The sequence below is a fragment of the Pseudomonas sp. BF-B-15 genome (genome assembly GCF_019946675.1).
Lineage (GTDB): Bacteria > Pseudomonadota > Gammaproteobacteria > Pseudomonadales > Pseudomonadaceae > Aquipseudomonas > Aquipseudomonas migulae.
Map to the genome: position 1 here is coordinate 1 of NZ_JAGYFZ010000067.1, position 18697 is coordinate 18697.

Annotated in this window: 19 protein-coding genes; 6 read left to right on the top strand and 13 right to left on the bottom strand. The window is 57.3% G+C overall.

The genetic code is table 11. The features are described from left to right. The first annotated feature begins 224 nt into the window (after positions 1–224). The 6 genes from KGA97_RS20060 to KGA97_RS20085 all read left to right on the top strand — a co-directional run bounded on the left by KGA97_RS20060 (position 225) and on the right by KGA97_RS20085 (position 5560). Entirely contained in the window at positions 225–1373 is a 1149-nt protein-coding gene (locus KGA97_RS20060; protein WP_008041113.1) for an amine dehydrogenase large subunit, read from the top strand. A gap of 13 nt (positions 1374–1386) precedes the next feature. After that, positions 1387–1926 carry a MauE/DoxX family redox-associated membrane protein gene (locus KGA97_RS20065; RefSeq protein WP_192229051.1) on the top strand — a complete coding sequence of 180 codons (540 nt, stop codon included), beginning with the start codon at positions 1387–1389 and terminating at the stop codon, positions 1924–1926. A 3-nt stretch (positions 1927–1929) separates the two neighbouring features. Further along, entirely contained in the window at positions 1930–2550 is a 621-nt protein-coding gene (mauD, locus tag KGA97_RS20070) for a methylamine dehydrogenase accessory protein MauD (RefSeq protein WP_008041094.1), read from the top strand. A gap of 17 nt (positions 2551–2567) precedes the next feature. Next, positions 2568–3089, top strand: a complete 522-nt coding sequence (locus tag KGA97_RS20075) for a methylamine dehydrogenase light chain (protein WP_008033908.1) — start codon at positions 2568–2570, stop codon at positions 3087–3089. A gap of 139 nt (positions 3090–3228) precedes the next feature. Next, positions 3229–3750 carry a hypothetical protein gene (locus KGA97_RS20080; RefSeq protein WP_008041092.1) on the top strand — a complete coding sequence of 174 codons (522 nt, stop codon included), beginning with the start codon at positions 3229–3231 and terminating at the stop codon, positions 3748–3750. A 385-nt stretch (positions 3751–4135) separates the two neighbouring features. Next, complete coding sequence (locus KGA97_RS20085; RefSeq protein WP_008041091.1) at positions 4136–5560, top strand: undecaprenyl-phosphate glucose phosphotransferase; 1425 nt, start codon at positions 4136–4138, stop codon at positions 5558–5560. On the opposite strand, the gene KGA97_RS20090 is transcribed toward KGA97_RS20085, so the two are convergent. From KGA97_RS20090 to KGA97_RS20150, 13 genes are all read right to left on the bottom strand, one after another. Beyond that, on the bottom strand, positions 5557–6708 hold the full coding sequence (locus KGA97_RS20090; protein ID WP_223481345.1) for a glycosyltransferase 61 family protein: 1152 nt from the start codon (positions 6706–6708) through the stop codon (positions 5557–5559). The genes KGA97_RS20085 and KGA97_RS20090 overlap by 4 nt on opposite strands. A gap of 58 nt (positions 6709–6766) precedes the next feature. Continuing rightward, entirely contained in the window at positions 6767–7900 is a 1134-nt protein-coding gene (locus tag KGA97_RS20095; RefSeq protein ID WP_223481356.1) for a hypothetical protein, read from the bottom strand. A gap of 375 nt (positions 7901–8275) precedes the next feature. Continuing rightward, on the bottom strand, positions 8276–9010 hold the full coding sequence (locus KGA97_RS20100) for a WecB/TagA/CpsF family glycosyltransferase (RefSeq protein ID WP_223481346.1): 735 nt from the start codon (positions 9008–9010) through the stop codon (positions 8276–8278). Continuing rightward, positions 9010–10197 (bottom strand): glycosyltransferase family 2 protein, encoded by a 1188-nt coding sequence (locus KGA97_RS20105; protein WP_223481347.1) that lies wholly within the window; start codon positions 10195–10197, stop codon positions 9010–9012. The genes KGA97_RS20100 and KGA97_RS20105 overlap by 1 nt, the downstream gene beginning before the upstream one ends. Further along, the gene (locus KGA97_RS20110; RefSeq protein ID WP_223481348.1) at positions 10194–11396 is read right to left on the bottom strand and encodes a glycosyltransferase; all 1203 of its coding nucleotides are present in this window, start codon (positions 11394–11396) and stop codon (positions 10194–10196) included. Before KGA97_RS20110 ends, KGA97_RS20105 begins: the two co-directional genes overlap by 4 nt. A gap of 75 nt (positions 11397–11471) precedes the next feature. Continuing rightward, positions 11472–12407: a DUF535 family protein gene (locus tag KGA97_RS20115; RefSeq protein WP_223481349.1), complete on the bottom strand. Its 936-nt coding sequence runs from the start codon at positions 12405–12407 to the stop codon at positions 11472–11474. A 7-nt stretch (positions 12408–12414) separates the two neighbouring features. Beyond that, positions 12415–13392: a glycosyltransferase family 2 protein gene (locus tag KGA97_RS20120; RefSeq protein WP_223481357.1), complete on the bottom strand. Its 978-nt coding sequence runs from the start codon at positions 13390–13392 to the stop codon at positions 12415–12417. A gap of 43 nt (positions 13393–13435) precedes the next feature. Beyond that, a complete protein-coding gene (locus KGA97_RS20125) occupies positions 13436–13960 on the bottom strand; it encodes a serine O-acetyltransferase (protein WP_008033928.1) in 525 nt (174 codons plus the stop codon). Positions 13961–13968: 8 nt separating this feature from the next. Next, positions 13969–14925 (bottom strand): glycosyltransferase family 2 protein, encoded by a 957-nt coding sequence (locus KGA97_RS20130; RefSeq protein ID WP_008041076.1) that lies wholly within the window; start codon positions 14923–14925, stop codon positions 13969–13971. Beyond that, positions 14922–15533 carry an acyltransferase gene (locus KGA97_RS20135; protein WP_008041075.1) on the bottom strand — a complete coding sequence of 204 codons (612 nt, stop codon included), beginning with the start codon at positions 15531–15533 and terminating at the stop codon, positions 14922–14924. The genes KGA97_RS20130 and KGA97_RS20135 overlap by 4 nt, the downstream gene beginning before the upstream one ends. Before the next feature lie 75 nt (positions 15534–15608). Continuing rightward, positions 15609–17072 carry a GMC oxidoreductase gene (locus KGA97_RS20140; protein WP_223481350.1) on the bottom strand — a complete coding sequence of 488 codons (1464 nt, stop codon included), beginning with the start codon at positions 17070–17072 and terminating at the stop codon, positions 15609–15611. After that, positions 17069–17263 (bottom strand): hypothetical protein, encoded by a 195-nt coding sequence (locus KGA97_RS20145; protein ID WP_008041073.1) that lies wholly within the window; start codon positions 17261–17263, stop codon positions 17069–17071. The genes KGA97_RS20140 and KGA97_RS20145 overlap by 4 nt, the downstream gene beginning before the upstream one ends. A gap of 52 nt (positions 17264–17315) precedes the next feature. Next, positions 17316–18692 carry an oligosaccharide flippase family protein gene (locus KGA97_RS20150; protein ID WP_008041072.1) on the bottom strand — a complete coding sequence of 459 codons (1377 nt, stop codon included), beginning with the start codon at positions 18690–18692 and terminating at the stop codon, positions 17316–17318. Between the last annotated feature and the right edge of the window lie 5 nt (positions 18693–18697).

Below are 18697 nucleotides of genomic sequence, written 5' to 3' on the forward strand. Positions count from 1 at the left end.
TGGCGATTTCAAGGACGCCATCGCCGGCAAGCCGGCTCCTACAGGTTTGCGTTCTCGCCTGCGATTTGGGTGTGTGCAGCCGGTTTTTCGAGACTGGCACAGACACACAAACGCTTGGCAGCCACAGCAATTCCCCCCTTCTGCCAGCGAGGCAGAATCGAACTGCAAAAATCTGCCAATGCACTTGCGATTTGCACGAACAATAATTCAGGGAGTTCCCCCTAATGCGAGCCACCAGGATCACCGTACAGTCAGCGCTGAGTCTCAGCCTGCTGGTACTGGGTTTGAACAATGCCAGCGCGGATCTGCCCGCTGACACGATCGGCCAGACCGTTCTGGCATTTCCGCCGGAAGTTCATCGGGCCTTTATCGTCGACGTCGAATTCGAAAGTTTCGTGGCGGGCCGTGTCACCGTGGTCGACCCCGATAAAAAGCGCGTGCTCGGCATGGTGCCGACTGGTTTTGCTGCGCCCTCGACGCTCAGCCACGATCAGAAAACCCTCTACAGCGCCGACATCTGGTATTCGCGCGGCACCCGTGGCACCCGCACCGACGTGCTGACCGCGTGGGACAGCTCGACCCTGTCGCCGGCCTGGGAAGTGCTGATTCCGAACAAGCGCGCCGAGTCGCTGACCCAACGCTACGGTTTGAAGACCAGCGGCGATGACCGCTTCGTCTACGTCTACAACTTCACCCCGTCGACCTCGGTGACCGTGGTCGACACCCAGGCCAAAGCCGTCACCGCCGAACTGGCGATTCCCGGTTGCGTGCTCAACTACCCGATCGGCAATCGCCGCTTCGCCTCGCTGTGCGGCGACGGTAGTTTGCAAGTGATCACGCTGAACGATCAGGGCCAGGAAACCGCACGCAGCCGCACGCCGTTCTTTGACCCCAACGCGGAAAAACTGGTGGAACGCGCGGTGAACGTCGGCGACACCTATTACTTCACCACCACCACGGGCACCGTGCGCCCGGTGGATTTCTCGGCCGACGCACCGAAAATCCTGCCGTCCTGGTCGCTGACCAACGACGAGGAAAAGAAGGCCGGCTGGGCACCGGGCGGCTGGCAGCTTATGGCTGTCGCGCCGAAGCTGAACCGCTTGTACGTGCTGATGCACGACGCGCACGAACCGATGAAGTGGGAAGACCCAAGCCCGCTGATCTGGGCGTTTGATCTGAAAACCCACAAGAAGGTCGCCACGCTGGAGGCACCGGTTCCGGTGTGGAGCATGCAGGCCACCGGCGACGACAAGCCGCTGCTGCTGGGCGCCGACGTTGCAGGCGGTTTGCAGATCTTCGACCTGAAGACCAACACGCTCACCGGCAGCATGGCGAAGGTCGCGAAAACCGCGACTCAGGTCATGAGCTACTAACCGAGGTTCGGCCATGCACTTAGATCCGATCTTCATCATTGCCAGCGCACTCGCCATCGCGGTGTTGCTGGCCAGTGCCGCGACCCACAAGGTGCGCGCGCCGGCACGTTTTGCCCGGCAACTGGCGGACTACCAACTGCTGCCCGACGTGGCCGTACGCCCCGTCGCACGAGTGATTCCGGTGGTTGAACTGGCCATCGCCTTTGCGCTGCTGGTACCGGTCAGCCGTGCCTGGGCAGCGTTGGGCGCCGCCAGCCTGATCGCACTGTATGCAGCGGCCATTGGCATCAACCTGTGGCGCGGCCGTCGCGATATCGATTGCGGCTGTGCCGGCCCGGACCAGGCCCAACCGCTGCGCCCGGTTCTGCTGCTGCGCAACAGCGCGCTGGTGGCGCTGGCGTTGCTGGCCAGTGTCTCGCCGGTGGTTCGTGACCTGGGTTTTTTCGACGGCTTCGTGACTGTCGCCGCCAGCGCCGTCGCGCTGCTGATTTACGCCGCAGCCGATGGCTTGCTGGCGAACTCCCCTCTTCTGCTCAAACTGATTGGTAGGTGATCAATGGAAGGCTTAATCGTTTCCAACGTTCTGCTCTGGGTACTGCTGGTGGCCGTGGCGTTTGCCGTCATGGGCCTGGTCCGGCAGATTGGTGTGCTGCACGGCCGTCTGGCCCCGGCCGGTGCGTTGATGATGGACAAGGGCGTGGCGGTCAACGAAGCCGCGCCACAGGTCACCGCCTCCGACCGCAAAGGGCGCCCGGTCAACTTCGGCTATGCCGGCGAGAAATCGCAACTGCTGTTCTTCCTCTCGCCAACCTGCCCGATCTGCAAGTCGCTGCTGCCGGCGATCAAATCCATCGCCAAGGAACAGGCCGATCGCCTCGACGTGGTGTTCATCAGCGATGGCGACATGGACGCCCAGCAAAAGCTGATCACCGAACACAAACTGGAAGACGCCACTTATGTGGTCGGGCCTGAAGTGGGCATGACCTACCAGATCGGCAAGCTGCCGTACGCCGCGCTGATCGACAAGAGCGGCACCCTGCGCGCCAAAGGCCTGGTCAATTCCCGCGAGCACCTGGACAGCCTGTTCGAAGTCGAGCACCTGAAAAGCGCGACGCTGCAGGAATACCTCAACAGCCAGCCGCATGCACACGACCACAGCCACGGCCATAGCCACTGATAAGGCAGGAGACTTTCATGAAACTGCTGGATCTGTTGTTTGAGCGTTCGACTCGTCGTGTTGCCGACACAACCTCACGACGCAAACTGCTGTCGCGCATGGGTTCTCTGATGGTTGCCGGCGCCGCGTTGCCGCTGCTGTTGCCGCTGGATCGCACCAGCAAAGCCCTGGCCGCCGATAACCCGAAAGCCGGTGACCCGGGCGATCCGAACACCTGCGACTATTGGCGCTACTGCTCCATCGATGGCTTTTTGTGCAGCTGCTGCGGAGGGTCGGTGACGTCCTGTCCGCCGGGCACGGAAGTGTCGCAAGTGACCTGGATCGGCACCTGCCGCAACCCGGCCGACGGCAAGGATTACATCATTTCGTACAACGACTGCTGCGGTAAGCAGAGCTGTGCGCAGTGCGCCTGCACCCGTAACGACAGTGAAGAACCGGCCTATCGCCCGTTCAACAACAACGATGTGAACTGGTGCCTGGCCGCCAAATCGCACATCTACCACTGCACCGTTTCGATCATTCGTGGCGTCGCGGTTTAACGCCTAATTGTGGTTGGCTATTTGTAGGAGCCGGCTTGCTGCGGGCGGCGTTCCGACGATGGCGTCTCTGAAAACGCTATCGCCAGCAAGCTGGCTCCTACAGGTCCGTTTTTTACCTGCACAGGTGGAGGTGCTGCTTATGGGTAGGTTGCTCATCCTCGGTCTTGTCTGCGCCATGACCGCCCCGCTCGTTCATGCCAGGGCCATCCCGGACCCGGCGCAACGGCATGCGCCGGGCAATGAAGCCCTGCAAAAACCGATTGCTCAGGCCGGTTACAGCGTTGGCGTGAACTACCAACTGCAATGCGCCGGTTGCCACTTGGGCAATGGCATGGGTTCTGCCGCGAATGACACGCCCCGGATGGCGGGGTTTGTCGGCAACTTTCTGAAAGTGCCGGGCGGCCGCGAGTTTCTCGTGCGCGTACCGGGCATGTCGCAGTCCGCGCTGGACAACGCGCAACTGGCCGACCTGCTCAACTGGTTGATCCGTGCCGACGGGATGGCGGGCAAAAGCACGCCGGCCGACTATCAGCCTTACAGCGCCGACGAAGTGGCGGCACTGCGCGCAGAAACCATGCTCAACCTCCCCGGCACCCGCGCCGGCCTGATCCAGCAAATGCGTGCGCAAGGCATCGCAATTGAAGACGGGATGAACAACTGACAACGGCTTGAACCAAAGCCGTCATTGCAAAAACGGGGGCCCGTTCCCCCGCCCTTCCGCTACGCCAACTCTCCTCTGCGATAACAAGACGACCTTGCGGCAAACGCCGTGCAGGCGTCTCTCCGTGGTTTGCCCGGCACCTTGTATCCGAGTGCATTTTTATTTATGGATGTTGTCTGAATCCGTAGCTATAGAATGAATGTGTGCACAGTGGTGCTAAAGTGACAGCACCTGTCTTCGTCTCACCGGATTTACGCATTTGAGGGTGCAAACCTGTCACAAGTATGAGCAGCTTGTCGGTGACGCTGAGGCTCTCAAAATGAGGGCTGTGTTGACCTGAATCTCGTCATCACCGAGCGCAAGGGAAAGCAAATGAGGTCTAAAGATGATATTTGAGCCTAACAGTACCCGTTCCGTTCTCCAGCGAAGAAGCAGTACCAGTATCGTTGTTCAGGCCGGTCTCGATTGCGTTGCGGTAACCGGTGTTGCGTGGTTCTTGATCAATTATCACATAGGCTTCATCTCGCAAGACTACGTCATCATGCTCTTGCTGCTGCTTGGCGCGCTGGCCGTCGTGTACGACCACTATGCCATTTACCGCAGCAATGTCGGGTTCACTGTCAAAGCCTTCAAGCTTCTGAAGGCATGGACCGCGACCTTTGGTTTTCTCGTTGCCATGGCTTTCCTGACCAAAACCAGCGAACGGTATTCGCGGCTATTGGTTGGGGAGTTATTTGTTCTTGGCTATTTCGCCCAGTTGTTTTTGCACCTCGCCTCACGGGAAATGCAGAAGAAATTCCTGGCCCACCCGACGCAACTGGAAAACTCGCTGATCATTGGCTCGGGCGAGCTGGCGAGCTACCTCCACAAGAAAATCAGTAACAACCCCTGGCTCGGTGAACGCATCGTTGGCTGTGTGTTGATTGGCGCGGACGATGACTGGGCAAAGGAAGGCGTGGAAGGCGCACCACGCCTGTCGATACTGGGCAATATCTCTGATCTTGATGAGTTGGTTGTCAAACACGCCATTCGTACCGTCTATTTTGTGACCCCTGTGGGCGGCTCCGAAGTTATCCAGAAGGTTTATTTAAGCCTGTTCGACAAACACGTCAGGGTTAACTGGGTGCCTGACATTTTCGCCTTGAAGTTGATCAACCACAGTGTTCGCGAGATTGCCGGCATTCCCGTGCTGACCTTGTCCGAAACTCCGCTGATGGGGATGCGACTGTTCCTGAAGAATCTCGAAGACAAGGTCGGCGCTTTCCTGATCCTGCTTTTTGCGGCGCCAGTGCTGGCGTTAGTTGCCCTTGCGATCAAGATCGATAGCCCCGGTCCCGTGTTCTTTCGTCAGCAACGCATGGGGTGGAGCGGCGAAGTTTTCAGTATCTGGAAGTTCAGAAGCATGGTGGTCCATCAGCCGTCGGACGGCACCGTCAAGCAGGCACAAAAGAATGATCCACGCGTGACCAGGGTGGGCGCCTTTATTCGCAAAACCAGCCTCGATGAGCTGCCGCAATTGTTCAACGTGTTGATGGGCGAAATGTCGCTGGTGGGGCCTCGCCCACACGCGATTCAACACGACGTGCAGTACTCGCCCGATGTCTCGGGCTACTTTGCGCGACATAACATTAAACCGGGTATCACCGGGCTGGCGCAGGTACGGGGCCTTCGCGGTGAAACGAAAGATGTAGAACAAATGATTCGCCGGGTTGACTCAGACATCGAGTACATCAACAACTGGTCGCTCTGGCTCGACTTCATCATTCTTTTACGGACGGTATCGGCCTTCTCCGGCAAACAGGCCTATTAATCCGTGGTGAAACTGTAGGAGCAGCACGATGACGGAAACAGGTCCAGCGTGCGCTCGACCTCATCGGGGTCGATAGTAAAACCATTGCCCGCGGGAGTACCGACGACAAAACCAAAGTGTTGATGGTCACGATCGGTCAGGTACTTGAAATAGCAGATGAAACGCTCAGGAGGTTGCAACACCAGCAGCGACCCACCCGGCGGCAATACATTAACCCCATGGATCAATTGACTGCCCTCGACCCCTATCACGGTCCTTGCACCGGCACAGGTCGCGACAATGGTCGCAACATCGCACAGCGCCGGGTCGAGAATGCGAAAACCCCGACGATCACGCAGACGCTCAGCCAACTCCATTTCGTTACGCAACAAGCGTAAATCGCCGCGACCACCTCTCAGGATAAACACGCCTGGATGAGCGCTCGTGTTGACGTGGGACAGCAACTTTTCGCCCATTGCACGGAAGCGCAGATGCTTGTGGCGATTTTGGCTTATGTCGTCAAAGATCACGAGTTCACGAAAAAACGCATTACGTAAACGAACCGGCTTCATGCCAAGCCAGTCCTCATAACCGGGGGTGTGAAGGATGCCGTTCCTGACGGTGGAAACAATGTTGGCGGAGGGAGCCGTGGTCACTGGAACGCCTTCGTTGCAGGCCAGTGAATAGGTCAGGCAATCGTCCGTCAGCCAACTGCCAAACCACTTGTTGCCCCCCGCCGTGCAATACAACGCGCCGCGCTCGATTTCGTTTTCGACGCGAACCCCCGGCAGCCGGCCAACGCCAGGCGTCAACCAGGATTTGGCGTTTCCTTTGTAGAGCGCGCCATCGATCATCCAGACATCTTTGAGCAAATAACCCCGGGTCGGTCCATGTTCAACACGACCGATGCCTTCCATTGTGCGACGAGGATGTTCATGGGGATAAAAAAGTTGCTCTTCCCATCCCGTCACACGCTCAAGTTGATTGGGAAGAAAGAAGGCGGGTTGAGCAAACGCGACTTCACCCGGCGCAATATCCCAGGTTTTCACCGCCATACTTTGCAGCGTTAATGCTGGTTTCCGGGCAAGGCGTGTTTTAAAGAGGTGTTTATAAGCCGCCAGGCTCCACTTCGCCGGGCCGCTACTTGCCAACGCGCTGAATTCCGACATAGACACCCCCGGCGCAATATTATTACACAGTATTTACAGCCAACTATTTTTCAATATCTCAAGTGCAGAGAATAGTTTGCAGAATGGGCGGCGACTTCAAATGAGCATAGCGACTACGCAAGTTATCGAGCAGCGCGGTGTCCGGCTCCCTGGAACAATGGAGATACAGTCTGGATAGCCCCCCAAAGCCCATTTCACGATATCGATTTGCAACTTCTTCATCACTTGGCCCGTCGGGTATTCCAAGATGAAGTGTCAGATGTTTGCCTTCAACAGCAAAAAGTGGTGTCTCCCACAGAAACTGCGCAGCGCCGGTCCTGGGCAGCCGAACAAACACGTAGCCATGGTTTCCCAGCGTATCGACATCACCGCCGCGCCTTCTTTTCCACTCAAGAAGCCCGTCGTCCGGACGTGCCAGACACGTCCCGATATCGTAGTAATCAAATCCGTTTTCTATTGCCCACTCAAGCGCCATGAACGTGGTGATGGAATTGACTTCACGTAATTTCCTGGCATCTGAAAACACCTCGTCAGGGTAGCCAAAACGCACGGTGCTCCAATAGCGCTTACCCGCGCGGGTGACGACGCACCCCAGATGGCAGGCAACAACCTGGTCTTCCAACACCACCAGATCGAGGCGTCCGGCTCTTTTAGCCACCCGCTGAACTTCATGTGATGCAATTTGCGAGGCGGCTGCGCCATGACGGGCCCTGGCGTAGGGTTGAAGCATTTCCCGATCCGCCGTTTCAATCTCATCATCGTTCAATGCTTGCTTCATGCCGTAGCGCAACCGGTTCTTGCGTAGATTGCGCCGTAACTCGGTGTTGTATCGCGCCGTAATCTCATCAATGGATCTGCGCAGTGGCACGACAGCACTCAGGTATTGCGGCACATACAATGCACCCCAGGTCGGCATGTCACTGACAACGACCGTGCGGTCTGATTTCGACAGGTTATCAACCCCCTGAGGCTCAGCCCCCAGGAGCACCTTCACAAATTCCCGCTGGGATTTTCTGCCCACGTAAAGAATGTCGTAGCGGCTGTCTTCCCGCAGTTTGAACCTGGCGATTTCCCAGCGCCAAACACAGGCGCGCGCGGCTATGTCACGTAACCAGGCGAGCGCTTTTCTTAGCTCAAATCGCATGGAAGGCGACATTAACTTGTGTATCAGTTTTGATATATATGCGTTCATTTGCTTATTAGCACACATCAAGAAGCGTTCATTTGAGTTTTCAAACCAATAGATCAAACACTCGAAATGAGAGTCGATAGCTCACCACGCTTTTCAAAATATGCGGCAAACCATAACTACCCATATGATGTGCGCTGTTTTTTGAATGTACGTCCAGCTGTCTTTCTTGCGAGAAACTCGCCATTCACTCTCTGTAATCAAGATTTTCTGACGTCATTTATTCGTCTCCAACCTTAACAAAAAAACGCTCCAACTCATCCACCGAGTCGGTAATACAAGGGTGAGTAAAGATGCTGGCGCAGAGTTTTGCAAGATATTTCAGACGTGCTTTTCAGGCAGCCAGAATATTAAAACTGACGTCAAATTCCTGTTACGTCAGGAACTTCGACAGATGAGTGTGCGTAACAAAAACTTGGGGTTACCCACGATATAGCGAGTGAATAAACGCTTGGGCTCACTGAGCAGCCTGAAGACCCACTCGCAACCGAGGCGACGCACCCATTGCGGAGCACGCGTCACCTTGCCGCCGAGAAAATCCAGGATCGCCCCACCGCATACCACCAGGCATGGCACGCCACTGGCGGCCAGCCTCGCAGCAACGACTTCCTGCTTGGGCATACCCATCCCCAGCACCACCAGTTCCGGCAGTGACTGACGGGCAAGGTTGACGTAATCATCCACCCCTGCAAAACCATGGTGAGCAGAGACGACATTGACCGCAAACACCGCTTCGCAATGCCGCACCGCGTTGGCCAGAAAGGTCTCTTCAGTCCCCCAGAACGCCACGCGCCGGCCCTTGTAGGCGGCCAGTAATTTGGGGATGAAATCGGTGCCGTTCATATTCAGCCCCGGTTCGAGACCGAGTCGGCGATACAGGATGGCCATGCCGGAGCCATCCCGTAACAACACGTCGGCCGCCGACAGCGCGTCGTAATAAGCGGGGTTGGCCGTCACCAGGTTCATGGCATGGGCATTGACGAATCCAAGCACTGTCGTCCCCTCGGACCGGGACAACGCATCAATCAATTGTTGTTCGTCGCCAGCATCGCGAACCACCGTGAGTTTGCGCAGGATGGTTTGCCAGTTTTGCTGCCAGGATAAGGGGCTCATCAGGTGTCATCTCGCTTCGAACGCACCCAGTCGACCTGGCGCTTGAGCACAAAACCAATGTACAGCGGGATTTTCTTCAACGCGTAGAACGGCGCATACAACAAGGCTGAAAACGCGATGATCCCGCGACCGAACCGACTCCATGCCAGCAAGACAGTCACGCCCAACAGTGCGAGCCCGAAAGACGCGATCAAGGCTGGCGCCAACGCGCCGCCGAGCAACACCACCAGCCATGAGAGGCTGAAGGCGACCACCAGCAGCAACGTCAGCAAGGCCAGCGGCGGGACCAGTAAATCCGCGGTCATTGCCAGAAGGTTCAAGTTGCCTTTGCGGATAGCCTCTAACAGCAACCTTGGCGCATCACTGAGGATGACCCCGAGATGACCATGCTCCCAGCGTGTGCGCTGGATGCTCAGGCCTTCGTCGCTGCGCGGAAAATCACTGCTGACCAACGCACCGGGGCAAAACAGGGGCGGTTTGCCACTTCGGCAGAAATCCAGGCCCATCTTCAAATCTTCGACGATGTGGCCACTGGCTAATTCGATCAACGCCAGATCCCGCCAGACGAACGCCATTCCCGAGCCCATCAACGAACAAGGCAACCCCAGTCGAGCCCATCCCTGCGCTCGCACCTGATTCTTCACGCACCAGGCGAATTCGGCAATTTGCACTTTCAACCCGGAGTCTGCCGGCGCATGCATCAAGTACAGGGCCTGTGCTGGACGCCCGGAGTCGATGCAGCACAGTGCCAAACGCTCAATCGAGCCTTTACCCACCCGCGAATCGGCATCGACAACAATCATCACGTCCGGTGCATCGCTGGCCAGGTAACGCACCCCGAAGTCCAGTGCATAACCCTTGCCTCGCTGCTGAGCATTGCTGCGCTCCACCACCTCGGCACCTGCGGCGCGGGCCAGCGCGGCCGTGTCGTCAGTACAGTTGTCCGCGACAACCACCAGGCGATCGCCCGCCAGCAGTTGCGGCAGAATGCTGTTCAACGTCGCGACGATCAGCGAGGACTCATTGTGAGCCGGCACCAGCACCGCCACCCTCGGTCGCGACCCTTGCGCCGGTGCAAGCGATCGCACCGGCAGGCTGGCCAGCAGCACCTGCACGAACAACACAAACACCGGCAGGACGATGAGTATCAGCAGTGCACTGAACAGCCAACCCAGTAACGTGATCATGCGTGCGCCTTGAACAATTCAGCCAGCTTGGCTGCTTCGGTATCGATATCGTGCCGCTCCAGCACCCGCTGATACGCGGCATCGCCCATCCGCTGCAACACCTCGACAGGTTGCGCGAGGCAGTCGGCCAGCGCCACCGCCAACTCATCCACGGCGCCCGCGGGAAACAACCAGCCGTTCTCACCCTGACGCACCAGTTCGGGAATGCCCGCCACGTAGGTCGTCAGCACGGGCCGGCGCAAGGCCATGGCTTCCATGATGACCACCGGCAAGCCCTCGCCGAAGCTCGGCAACACCAGGGCCCGCGCCGCCAGGATTTGCGCCCGCACCTGATCGCTGCTGATCCAGCCGGTAATGCGCACCTGCGCCTGCAAGCCATGCCGTGCAATCAGGGTTTCGATCTCTGCACGCATTTCCCCGTCGCCGGCCAGTACGATCTCGAACACCACGCCTTGCGCCGCCAGTTTTCGCGCTGCCTCAAGCAACAACAGTTGCCCCTTCTGCTCGCACAAGCGCCCCACGCACACCAACCGTGGCACAGACGGCACAGCGACAGCCGGCACCTCATGAAACGCCCGCTCCAGGCCGCAGTGAACCACCTTGACCTTTTCCCAATGCGCATGCTCAACCCAGCGAAACAACTGGCTGCGCCCATAGGAACTGATCGCTGCGACAAACGCCGCGCGCCGGACTTTCTCGCCCAGATGGATAAATTGTGGTTTGTCGAACTCTTCCGGGCCGTGCACGGTAAAGCTGTACGCAGGCCCGCCGAGCGCACGGGCCAACATCACCACCTCGGTTGAATTGGTGCCGAAATGCGCATGCACATGCCTGGCACCGAACGCTTGCAACCAGGACAACAACCGGCACGCCTCGAACAAATAGATCACATGGTACGGCCACGGCCGATCGGCACGCAGGCCCATGCGCAACGCCAGCCACAGCGTCGAAAAAAAGCGTCGCGGCTGAGCGCGCAGCACTTGCAGCACCGGCCCTGCCAGCGCTTTGACTCCGCCCTGCAACACATAGTGGGTCTGGGCTTGTTCGGACACGTCCTCGGCATCCACCAACTGCGCATCCCAGCCGCGCAGGGCAATGCGCTGCACTTCAAAGCCCTGACGCTCCAATGCCAGAATCTCGCGACGAATGAAGCTATGGCTGACTTTGGGGTATTGATTGATGAAATAAGCGATACGCATAAGCACCAAGCTTGGCTGTCGTTGCGGTGAATGATTACAGCGGGGCATCCCACGGTAGTTCAGTGGCCTGGAACCTCAATCAGCCCCACGCGGGTGGCTATAACTGCCAATCAACACGCCGTCTATCTTTTTGAACGTGTCCTCCAGCAACTCATAACGCCTGCGGTACATGGCGCGTTTTTTCGAAGCGATACTCTCAAGCGGTTTGCTCGACGGGGCCATGGGGATTTCAAAGAAGTCTTCCCGCGCTGACGGCGTCGCGCCATGTTCCAGCCAGATCACATCGTAATTGGCCGCCAGGTCCTGGGTTTTTTCAGCACCAAAATAGGCGTGTCGGTGATGACGAAACCCATCGCTTACTGCGTAGATCCTTTCAACGCCAATCCGGGTCGCGATGTATTTGATGACTTCAATCAGAAAGCTTCGTGGCCGAAGACCTTCGAAACTTTTTGTCAGCTCCCGGTAAATGTCCAGGGAGCGTTCGCTCTCTACCCCTTTGTGAATCCCTTGCACGGCACCGATGAAAATACACAGCTCACCCTCGGTGCAACACAAGGTGAACGCAATCGATGCAATGCGTAAATCACCCTGAAACAGGTTCAATACCAGCTCGCCTTCACGCATAAACCAAATGGGTCGATCCAGCACCAGGGAACAATCGGCAGCGAAGGCCGACAAGTCACTCAACACCAGACTTTCACTTCGACCAAACAGCAATAGCTGCGGGCAGCTTTTCGTCACCACTTCATAGTGCGAGGCCAACACACTCAGTCGGTCCTGAGGGTTCCAGCTTTTGCTGATGTAGGGCCAATGAACGACCCCCACACAATCCCCGCCCAACTTCGCAAAACCGGCGCTGCCCAAAGCGTTCGACATGCGCCCCGTGAACAGCTTGAGGTCAGCCCAGTTCTTCGCCACTAAAATCATTAATTCGAGCTTGTTTTTCACGGCTCTCAATGAATAACCAGCGTGTAAAGAAAACGCGTTTTTCAGCAGTTGCCAGTTATTCATTTAAGTCTCACTTGTATTCGATCAACGCGGACTTGCGAGCGCCGAACCTGTTCAAAAGAAACTTCAATTGCCCCAGCATCTCGGGAAATTTTCCCAGCACCAGAAAGAATGCCTGCAACCAGTTTTCCCGCGCGGATCCCGAACCCCGACGGGCCAGGCGCACGACCTGCAATGGGTAGACCAGCAACAACAGCAGGCCAGCCCCTCCCAGCACCAGGCTGGCGAGAACAGTTGCCAGCGGAATGCCCAGGCCCCAGAACCAGGCGCGGCGTGACTCACGCAGCCAATGCTGCTCGGGGGCCGCCCCATGCAAATAAGCACCTTCGGCAAAAGCGTAGCCGCCGCGCAGGGTTCGCTTCCACCATTGGCCGAACCGGGTCATGGTCGCATCGTGCAGGGTCATTTCCTCAGGCAGACGCCAGACTTTCCAGCCCTTGGCACGCAGCCGCACACACAACTCGGGCTCTTCCCCGGCAATCAGATCCGGGCGAAACCCCGACACATCGGCGAAGGCGTCAGCCCGCATCAACGCATCGCCCCCGCAGGCCTTGGCCTCGCCTATCGGCGTGTCCCATTCGAGATCGCACAACAGGTTGTAAATCGAATGCTGAGGAAAGCGTTCACGGCGCCGCCCACACACCACCGCCACCTCAGGGTGCGCATCCAGAAAGGCTTGCGCCTTTGGCAGCCAGCCGCCGACGACCTCGCAATCACCATCGACGAACTGCACATGACGCAGCGAAGGCAACACGCGTTGCACGCTGGCAAATCCTTCATTGCGCGCGCGTGCAGCGGTAAAGGGGATGCTCATATCCAGCTCGACCACCTCGACACCAAGCGCCTGCGCCATTGGCACCGAACCATCGGTTGAGCCGGAGTCGACATAAACGACCTGCTGCACGGCATCAACCAGCGACGCCAGGCAACGCTGCAACCGCAGTCCTTCATTACGACCGATCACAACGACACCCATGCCGGTAGTCATGACGCTCACTCAGCGCCGCCATCGAAACAGGCCTTCGGATAACTCATGAGTACTCCTCTGTTTCTACTGACTTCCTTTTCTTGATGGTCGCGGGCACACCCACGGCCACCGAGTCGTCGGGTACGTCGGTCAGTACCACGGCGTTGGCGCCGATCACGACATTGTTACCAATGCGGATGTTGCCCAATACCTTGGCCCCGGTGCCGATATCCACATTATTGCCAATCACCGGGGCAATCGGCTCGTTCACATTCTTCAGGCCTACGACGACGCCATTGCGGATCCGGCAATCATCGCCAAACTGCGCATAGCCACTGATCACAATGCCGCCGAAATGATCGATGACGAAGTTGCGCCCGACCACGACTTCACAGGGCAACTCGATGCCCGTCATGATCTGCACCAGTTTGAAGAGCACTTTATAGATAAAGGAGAGCAGTTTACGCAGCAGTGCCGGGCGCACACCGTAGCGCCAGCGCCCAAAGCGATAAACCAGCATGACCCAGAATCCCTGAGCGCCCCAATCACCACCATAGGCACGCAAGTCCGCCCGTATATTCTCGAACATTGATTGACCTACCGTGTGGGTTGGGTAGCGAGTCGGGTTTCACGCAGCAGCGCCCAAGTGGCACGCGTATGCTGCCAGCACGCCGCGATGGCGGCTCGGCCACGACCTTTGAGCAGCGCCTTGAGCGCCAGAATCAGATCCCCCAGGCAAACCAGGAACATATGCCAGCCCAACCCCAGCAGGCCGTGGTGCTTGCGGAAGTACAACAGCTCGCTTTCGATTTGCATCCTGGGTATTTGCCGACTGACCGCGTTGAGTTCAACCACCGTTTTGGCGCTTTCACCACCGATATGTACCACCGTGGTATGCGGGTAAAAAACCACCTTCCAACCGGCCTGTTTGACGCGTTTGCAGTGGTCAACTTCCTCGTAGTAAAGGAAGTAGCGCGGGTCGAACAAGCCCACCTGGTCGATGACTTCCCGGCGAATCAGGTAATAGCACCCGGGCACCCAGTCGCATTCACGGACCGAGTCGTGATCCCATTCCATGTCGTCGACCCGCTTCACCACCGGGAAAAAGCGTTCAAGCCCTGCACGGGAAAGGAAGACATTCAACGGCGTGGGGAAATAGCGGCAGGAGGGTTGCAAGTCGCCTTCGCGTCCGACCAACCGAACGCCAAGCACGCCGCAATCAGGATGAGCCTCCATGTATTCGAGGGTTTTGTTCAGGGTGTCGGCGGCAACGAAGGCATCGGTATTGAGGAGTAACGCGTACTTGCCCTGCAAGTGTTCAACCAACTGATTGTTGGCACGGCCAAAGCCCACATTTTTGTCATTGGCCAGCAGCAACGCCTCCGGGCAAATGGAGGCCAGACACTCCAGCGAATTGTCGGCAGAGGCATTGTCCACCATCAAGTAGCGCGTCAGATCCGCACTGTTTGACTGGCGCAATGCATCAAACATCGGCTGCAACAGCTTCGCTGTGTTGTAGTTGACGACCAGCACATCAAGGGGCGTATTGATCATTTGGGTGACTCGCCAAAAAAGTACTGCACTCGCATGGCCATCAGCGCCGGCTCCACGCCTGGATCATAGGCACCGTTGCGTTCTCTGATCAGGTCCATCCACGGATAGTCGTTGCAGCGCGTCTCGAATTTTTTCATCAGCTCGTCAACGGTACAAATGACCCTCGCTGGATTGCCCGCGACCACGACACCAGGCGGAACATCTTTCCTGACAACAGCACCTGCGGCGACAATTGAGCCCGGACCTACGGTCACACACGGCATGATGATCGCAGCATGCCCGACAAAGCAGTTGTCACGGATGTCGACAGGTCCGACAGCATCGAGTTTTACGTTGTAGATAGTGGAGAAGAAAACGGCACCATCGTGGCAGAACAGCGTGCAATCCGCTAAAGCGATGTTGTTGCCGAGGCGCACCAGCGAAGGGTCAGCGATATTGCACCCGACATTGATCCACACATTGCTGCCGACGGAATGCAGTGATCCCCAGCGCGCCAGATATCGAGCCCACTCGAACCCGTCAGGATTACAAAACCGTTTAAAGAGCCAGCGTCCCCGCCCCGTTTTGTTGACGTAATAACTTACAGCACGTCTTGCCAGCCCTATCATCCTGTCAGCCTCACAAATCCTGCGATGTTCATCCGTGCCAGAGCCAGGTACACCCCGGTTTTTTTGATTGTAGTATCAGGAATATCTGCCCGCCGGGCCCTCTTGATGATTGAGATGATCTGCCAGCCTCAGGGTAAGCTGTAAAAGCGGCATGGTCGGATTGCTCGCACCGGCTGTAGGAAAGACACTGCTGCCCGCCACGTAAAGATTCTCGGTGCCGAACACTTTGCAGTTCTCGTCGACCACACCGGACTCAGGCGCCGAGGCCATCCGTGTAGTCCCCATATGATGAGCATGGGGCGTCACTTTCAGTGGCACAGAGACGTCATACACGTACTCATGCAGCTTGACGAAGCCCAACCCCGTTTCGGCAAAACACTTCGCCACCTCCAGCCCTATCGATTTGATGGTATGCCTGTCTTCGAGGACCAGCTCCCAGTTGATGTTGACCTTGCGCATCCCCAAGACATCTCGCGCCTCGAGCAAATTGACGCGGCTGTTAAGGTTGGGAAATTGTTCGATGAGGGTGGTAATCACCCCGTCGCCAGGGCAATTGAAGTTCGTAATGAAATCGATCTTGTGCCCCATTCCGACGTCGCAGACGAGGGTCTCCAGAAAACCCTTGATGGCCGCTGTTCGCCCATAGGCTTTGACCTCCGCCAGCAGCGCAGCAGAAACGTTCCCTTTACCTGACTGAAAGTGCGCGACAAACGCATCGGTGGTGAAATATTGCCGAGGCTCGGTACTCTGCCCCTCCCCCAGAATGAAGGTGCCCAGCTCGAGGTTCAGGTGTTCCATGAAACATCTGCCGACGAAACCGTCCTTGCTGACAATGCCGGCGGATGCCAGGGACTCGCTGTTCATCAGCTGCCGGGCATTCTCGATGGCGCCCGTCGCCAGAATGAATTGCTTTGCCTTCACTCGTTCCCGGTGCATCTCGTAATCTGACACAACGATGGTGGCTATGCGGCCGGTCTTGGCATCGAACTCAAGATCGACACAGTTGCAATTGATGAAGACATCAAGCCCCTCGGTCTCTTGAAGTTCCTTGGCGTATTTTTGTGCAAATCGTGTCGGCGGGCTCAGCAGGAAACGATCCGCGTCAAAGTCGTTGCCATCCATGGACGCATTAATGGCCTTGAATCCGGAATCCGTCGGAAGATCCACAATAGCCATGGCCGCTGGCAGATAACGCTCGATCTCGGAAAACGCTATGGGCCAGCCGGGCAGTTTGACCGGAGGAGCCATTTCGAAGTCTGACTTCTCGAAGGGACGGCAACGCCCCGCCCAGTGGTTGGACGTGCCGCCGAGAAAGCGCAGGCGTGTTTCATGTGCGTAGACATCCAGGCCTGTCGAGGGGCAGTCATAAAGGGTTTGCGAGGGCTGCGAATACTCGTGCCCCCCGCCCTCGATCAGCAACACGTGCCGACCATTCCCGGCCAGGCGCAACGCCAGCGTGATGCCCGCCGGCCCGGCCCCGATGATGCAGAAGTCATAATGATCGCGGAGTTCTTTCTGCGATTGGTAATCTTTGATCATGTTCGCGTTTGCCGAAAATACTGGGCCGGCAACACCCAGCCGTTGACGACGACAAACCCGCTTTTTTCAGAAGAAGGCGAAGCAAGGAGCGAGGGCAGTCCAAATGTCATCCCCCCCAGACTTAATAGAGCGAACGCCTGGAGGAGTTCTCTGCGCCCCATCGCGGAGATATTCAAATCAAGTTCACTCATGCTTCAAGCTCCCCGACATTGAAATTGAAGACTGCAAAAGACTTGAATCAAGTCAAAGCCAATTGGCAAGGCCCAACACTAACTCCCCAAACCCGACGCCTACCAGCACCATTGGCAGTACAGCCAGCTCTCGTTTGAGATTGAACAGCCCCACACGACGGTTCACATAAACAATTAGCACAAGTGTAGGAAACGTATGCAGCGCGACACCCCAAATTGCATATTTCACGCCGCCAACGGCCAGCAGCAGCGGCAGTAACACCCATAACGAGATGGCGCGAATAATGTTATCCATGGCCTGGTACTTCGTGAGCCCCAAGGCAAGCCAGGCTTGATGCGCCACGCCATAGCGCAAGATGAAGAAAGACAGTGAGAGCACGGCCATCATGTTGCCGGCCTCGGCATAACGCTCATCATATAACCAGTGAATGATGAGAGGGCTGATGACCCACAACAGCCCGCAAATAAACAGCAAGGCGATGTCGATAATCAGTCTGAAGCGGTCATACAAAGCGCGCAGCCGTACGGTGTCATTGCTTCTTGCCGCCTCGCTGAAAGCTGGCAACGCCACGGCGCCAACCAGCCTCTGCGCGCCGAGAGTAATAGCCCCCAGAATCAGCACGGCAATGGAATAAACACCCAGTTCGGCGGCCGACATGCTGCCGCCGAACCAGATGCGATCGCCATTCATGGCCAATACGCCCACTGCCGACGACAACAATATCCAGCGCCCGAAGACGACCAGCTCCTGGAGCGCACTGCGATCCCACTGCAGATGGTTATGCGGGCCCTTAAACCAGAAATGCCCCAGAAGCAGACTGACCAGGGCGGAAACCAGACCCGCCCCCACCAGCGACCAGATAGACCGGGTGAAGTAGCCGATAACCAGCATCACCAGCAGGCCGGAAATCTGGGACGCAAACTCGGCGAGCACGACTTTCTTTTGCTGGAATGCACGAACGGCCACGTCGACCTTTGTCGACTGAAAACCATAGATGAGCGCGGACAAGCCAGTAACGGCCAACACCAGCGGCAACTCCGGTGCGGCATAGGTGGATCCAGGCGACCACAGATTGATGACCTGCGCAAACCAGGCCAGGCCTGCAATCAGAAGCGTCAAGGCAAAAAGGATAAAACCGCGCACGATCTGCACGGTCCAGACGGTATTGAGAAATACCGGATCGTCACCACGCGGGCTCTGGATGATGTTCTGGCGCAAGCCCACATCGGAAAGCAAATGGATAACGACCGAAACGGTGGTAGCGATAATCATGATGCCGAACATCTCCGGCATCAGCAGGCGAGCCATGATCAGGTTGCCGCCCAGGCGCACGGCTTGAGAGGTGACAAGTGCTCCGAGATTCCATGCTCCGGCGAATATCGCTCGCTTGCGCAGGCTCAACGATGGCGATAAATCAACTGAAGGCATAACAT